The 5,064-nt window shown below is 45.8% G+C and carries 7 protein-coding genes; 4 read left to right on the top strand and 3 right to left on the bottom strand.

From position 1 onward, the window contains the following. A partial coding sequence (locus MGMO_RS20775; protein ID WP_036309108.1) for a hypothetical protein occupies nt 1-287 on the top strand: 287 nt, incomplete at its 5' end. Between the two features lie 95 nt (nt 288-382). Next, nucleotides 383-1,162 carry an inositol monophosphatase family protein gene (locus tag MGMO_RS18735; protein ID WP_036309105.1) on the top strand — a complete coding sequence of 260 codons (780 nt, stop codon included), beginning with the start codon at nt 383-385 and terminating at the stop codon, nt 1,160-1,162. Between the two features lie 457 nt (nt 1,163-1,619). Here MGMO_RS18735 and MGMO_RS18730 read toward each other — a convergent pair whose 3' ends face one another. From MGMO_RS18730 to MGMO_RS18720, 3 genes are all read right to left on the bottom strand, one after another. After that, a complete protein-coding gene (locus tag MGMO_RS18730) occupies nt 1,620-2,123 on the bottom strand; it encodes a YkgJ family cysteine cluster protein (protein ID WP_023496647.1) in 504 nt (167 codons plus the stop codon). Nucleotides 2,124-2,255: 132 nt separating this feature from the next. Then, on the bottom strand, nt 2,256-3,044 hold the full coding sequence (locus MGMO_RS18725; protein WP_023496646.1) for a TIGR00266 family protein: 789 nt from the start codon (nt 3,042-3,044) through the stop codon (nt 2,256-2,258). A 291-nt stretch (nt 3,045-3,335) separates the two neighbouring features. Next, complete coding sequence (locus MGMO_RS18720; protein WP_023496645.1) at nt 3,336-3,956, bottom strand: LOG family protein; 621 nt, start codon at nt 3,954-3,956, stop codon at nt 3,336-3,338. Nucleotides 3,957-4,046: 90 nt separating this feature from the next. Here MGMO_RS18720 and MGMO_RS18715 point away from each other — a divergent pair, with 90 nt between their 5' ends. Both MGMO_RS18715 and MGMO_RS18710 read left to right on the top strand, forming a co-directional pair. Continuing rightward, complete coding sequence (locus MGMO_RS18715; protein WP_023496644.1) at nt 4,047-4,493, top strand: metal-dependent hydrolase; 447 nt, start codon at nt 4,047-4,049, stop codon at nt 4,491-4,493. Between the two features lie 109 nt (nt 4,494-4,602). Then, nucleotides 4,603-4,899 carry a DUF1840 domain-containing protein gene (locus MGMO_RS18710; RefSeq protein WP_023496643.1) on the top strand — a complete coding sequence of 99 codons (297 nt, stop codon included), beginning with the start codon at nt 4,603-4,605 and terminating at the stop codon, nt 4,897-4,899. The last annotated feature ends 165 nt before the right edge of the window (nt 4,900-5,064 follow it).

Raw genomic sequence — 5,064 nt, 5'->3', positions numbered from 1 at the left:
CAATCCGGAATTGCCACCAAGCCTTAAACATTCAGTTACGTCTTAGCACCCAACTACTCCTTTCAACAATGACTCTAATTGATGACAAAAAAATTACTGTCGAACATCGCTTTTATAGTTTCAAGGTCAAGGATCGACTCATTATGGACATCGATCCCTTGTCGGTTGTCGGTCAACTATACATAAAGGGATTCGAGTCACTGTTTGATAAGTCTCGTACAGTTAATGGCATAGAAGCCTATGATGAAGTTATTAGTCAGTGGAAAAAGCTCCTTGAACACAATTGAATTGAATAATGCGGTCTCTAAGATCAGTCTATGAAAAAAATTATTTCACTATTTTTATGATATTTTGAGGGGTTATTTATGATCGACTCTATCCAATGAACAAAAATATAATAGATGATCTTGTCTCGCTTCTATGTGAGTGTGGAATGCTCTACCATTCTGATTTTCAAAGAATTCGTGATGGACTGAACCCTGAGACCAGCATAGACCAAGCTATTGATGAGCATCTCCAGCTTCAGCTACCGAAGATTTTCAAAGCCTCATATCTTTCGGAGGAAACTATCTGGATTAAGCCACGTGTTGAAGATTGGTGTTGGATTGTCGATCCGGTAGATGGTACGGAAAATTTGATTGCTGGTTCGCCCAATGTCGCAACTTCAGTGGCTCTCATTAATCCAGGAGGCGAATGCGTCTTGGGAGCAATTCATGCGCCGTTACTCAAGGAAACATTTTCAGGAGTAAGGGGCGCTGGCGCTTTTCTCAACGGTGAACATTTAACAGGGAACGGAAATATCAGTCGCAATATCCTTTCAATGGCATTTCCCTGTCGTGGACCAGCCATATCGGATTTGATAGGTGGGCAAGTCGCTTCATTGCTACGAAATTCCTGGACTATACGCGCGTCTGGGTCTGCAGCATTAGATATTTGTAACGTAGCCAGAGGGCGCTGGTCAGCGTTTTTTGAAGAAAGCACCTATTCCTGGGACATTGCAGCAGCATCATTAATTGCTGAAGAGGCTGGATGTTTTGTATCAACTGCTACTTCTAAACATTACGGGGATGACCCACATGTGCGTGGCTACCTCGTTGCCGCGACTCGTCAGTTACACTCTCAACTTGAGCTGATTCTGAAAGGCAACAACGTCGATTGTTAATCTTCATTTTGATTTAATATTGTGAGCGTCCCCAAGGCGGCGATGCACGCCACTCGAAACAGTAGTCAGGTAATAACTAGAGGTAAGTTGGGGAATATTGAACCTTTAGAGATAGCACAATTGGATGCGCTAAGTTGCGGTTAGACCAAAGTACGCTTTAGAACCAAGCAGAGCTTTCCTGCAACAGTGATTAATTATGTTCAACCAGTGCTGTACCTAGCCTACATATAAGCTGTGTTCTCAGGTTCCTTTCCCGGATTTGACATCCGGTTCTCTGCAACGTCTCTTTTGATGTGTAAACCAGTCGGTCAGTGAGCGTGGTGACCAATGTCGCTTTTGGGTCGGGTGTTGAAGATTAACGCGTTAAAAATCTTAAAAACCTGAATGACCGGTATGAAGTAACACGCGGTCAATTCTCTTTGGTTAAAAGACTGTAGTATTAGGTCGATACCCCATTTCATTCAATAGCCCCCTTCCATCGCGCAAACCACTCGGGCAAATCGTTGGTCTCACCTAGATCACGAAGTCGGCTATCAATAATGTCATGGTTGCCCCATACCACCTCAGCCAATGCGCCATCGGTTACGCGCGATTCGATGTCCTTACAGTAAAGACCCAAGTCACGCTGGACATAGAAACCGAATGTTCGACAAGCGACCGGGCGTTGGACATAGACCAGACAAGCGCCATTTGCCCGATCCAACATCGGGCAAACTATGGGACGTGACACTTTACCTGCTAACGCAGCGATCTCCTTGCTGACTTCCCGAAGCTGCTCCGAGGGCAACGCCGCCAGACCTTCTTGCAGCAAATCCCATTCCTCCGCAGTAATCTTGGGTACTTCGGCAAGCCGACGACAACAACCATCGCAACCCTGGCGGCATAACCAATCGGATTGACTGTCACGGATGGCTTTAACGCGTGTTTCGATATCTTCATGGAGCTGGGAGAGGGTATTCATCTTGCCAAATTACTTATCAACTTCTTTTGAACAAAATCTCATTCAACTGGGCATATTGGATAGAGTGGAACCGTAAACCTCAAGAAAAAATTAGCTTTAAATTTTCTGAGGTTCTTTTAGCAATTAGTTGAATTAGTTGTCACCAAAAAGATCACCCAACCCGCCCAGAACTGAACCTTGGTCTTTTGCTGAGCCCATGCCGCTAGAAGACGCTTGCAGTATCCGGTTTGCCAGCCGTGAGAATGGCAGGCTTTGTAAGTAAACCGTACCGTGCCCCCGCAGGGTCGCCAGGAACAGCCCTTCACCGCCAAACACCATGGATTTTAGGCTGCCGGTGCGCTCGATGTCATAATCAATGCCCTTGGTGAAGGCGGCCAGACAACCGGTATCCACTCGAAGGGTTTCACCGCGCAGCTCTTTTTTGATCACTGTCCCGCCAACGTGGATAAAGGCTTTGCCATCGCCCCTCAGGCGTTGCAGAATAAAACCTTCGCCGCCGAAAAAACCAGTCCCCAGCTTGCGTTGAAAGGCAATGTCAATCGACGTCCCGAGCGCTGCGCACAGGAATGCGTCCTTCTGGCAAATCAGCTCTTCACCGAGCTGCGCCATCTCCAGCGGGATGATTTTGCCGGGGTAAGGTGCGGCAAAAGCAACCCTTTTTTTACCTTGACCCTGGTTGGTAAAATGGGTCATGAAAATTGATTCGCCCGTGAGGACGCGCTTGCCAACATGCATCAGTGAATCAAACAAGCCACCAACCGGCTTGGAACCGTCGCCCATTTTGGCTTCAAAGCCAATGCCTTCTTCCATGTAGTTCATGGCCCCTGCCTCGGCTATCACAGTTTCACCGGGGTCCAGTTCGATCTCGACAATCTGCATATCATCGCCGAATAGTTCATAGTCTAATTCGTGGCATCGCATAGTGTTTGCTTCCTGTGTTGAAATTAATCGTTTAGGTTAAAAGTTATCGCTATCGCATTAATATTATGGCTTATGCCAAGATTGGTTTAATTTTAGTCGACCTTAATCCTTTGTTCGATCTTCATCTTGGATATGTAAGTTTAGTCAAAATGTCTTTGGTAGCAGAATTTTCATGGCCTGCTTTGTTTATAAATGTATTTCGCCTTTTCTAAAGCCACTGTGCGTTTTTTCCAAGCTGCTATTAAATTATTTTTCGGCAATCTCATACTCTTAGTGGTCCTAATGAAAACGTCAAGTTTCATTTTTGCCCAGCCAATGTTTGGTTTCTGGAGGTTGGTACTTGGCAAAGCGTTCCAGCAACACCTCTGGAGTTTTTTCCACCATTAACAAAGCATGGTGGTGTTTTTTAACAAATTGTTCTTCTAAAGCGTGATCCAGGAATCTGATAAGCCAATCATAATATCCGTCAATATTGAGTAAACCGCAGGGCTTTTTATGAAAACCAAGCTGCGCCCATGTCCAAATCTCAAATAGTTCTTCAAGTGTGCCAATGCCACCGGGCAGGGCGATAAAGCCATCGGCAAGCTTGGCCATCAACATTTTCCGCTCATGCATCGATTGGGTAATGTGTAATTCCGTGAGATTCTGGTGGGCAACTTCCTTGTGTGCCAGGGCTTTCGGGATAATACCAATAACCTCGCCGCCGAGCTTTAGGACATTATCAGCCAGTCTTCCCATGATGCCGATACCGGCGCCGCCGTAAACCAGTTTGATGTTCCGGCTGACCAAGGCTTCGGCTAATGAAACAGCAGCTAAAGCATAAGCCTCCAATCGTCCAGGGCTTGAACCGCAATAGATACAGAGGCTGTTAATTGTCGGCTTGGTGGTTGTGATAGGTTTTTCGGTGATCATTCTGGTTTCACAGGGGTTATTTCTGATATGGCAAAGGCTGAGGCAATAGTTGATAATCCGTCCCGGATAAAAACTTGTCAAGGACAATGAATGGCATCGGCATTTTCCCACATCGCGGTTCCGGCCGTCCTGTATGCCAGTTTCAAAAGCGAAACGGTCAATTTAAGGCTGTTTGTACTGGCTGCTGTATGTTCCGTTTTCCCGGATATGGATATCATTGGCTTCAAATTCGGAATCCCTTACGGATCACAGTGGTGGCATCGGGGTTTCACGCATTCATTGGTGTTTGCCCTATGCCCGGCTTCCTTGTTAACTTATTTCCACAGGCAATTTCGGTCTAAGCCTTGGACTGTGTTTTGGCTTTGTTTCATATCGTGCGCTTCCCATGCCTTCCTCGATGCCATGACCAATGGCGGTCTTGGCGTGGCCTTGTATTGGCCTTTCAGTTTAAAACGGATATTCTTCCCCTTTAGGCCGATTCAGGTTTCTCCCATTGGGGTTGGACAAAACTATAAAAGTTTTTTTCCGCCTATATAAACGAAAATCTACTTTATGGTCTAAATATCAAGCTGGAAGATAGGGAACCCGATATTTTTATTCCTATTTTTGCTTTGAAAACACTAATAGACCATTTGAGGATGCCAGTATGTTGGTGACATTTAAAACCAAAGCCTATGCCGATATTACTATGTTCGGCGATATTGCGCTTGCTATGTTGAAAATGATGGTGCACAGCGCAACGGTGCCTAGCGCTATTCTGGCTGAAGACGTTCCTGTGGCACTGAACCGGTTAACCGCCGCCATCGCTAAAGAAAAAGCCCCGCCGCCAAAAGAAAACAAGGATCAGGAAGAGCCCAGAGTAAGCATGGCCCATAGGGCCCTGCCCCTAATAGAGCTGCTAACCGCTGCAGCAAAGGAAAACTGTAATGTCATGTGGGAATAGCGTGATTTAGTTGCACGGAAATACCATGCGAAAATGAAAAATTTCGGATTTTTAAATTACATGGCTATGAACCTACCACAGGTTAGCCAAATCAAAGTTTTAACCTGACCACCTGGAGAGCCGTCATGCAAGCAGAAGTCACGAGTTTTTGGGAATGGCAACAAC

Source organism: Methyloglobulus morosus KoM1, assembly GCF_000496735.2.
Lineage (GTDB): Bacteria > Pseudomonadota > Gammaproteobacteria > Methylococcales > Methylomonadaceae > Methyloglobulus > Methyloglobulus morosus.
This window is presented reverse-complemented; position numbering and strand designations above follow the sequence as displayed.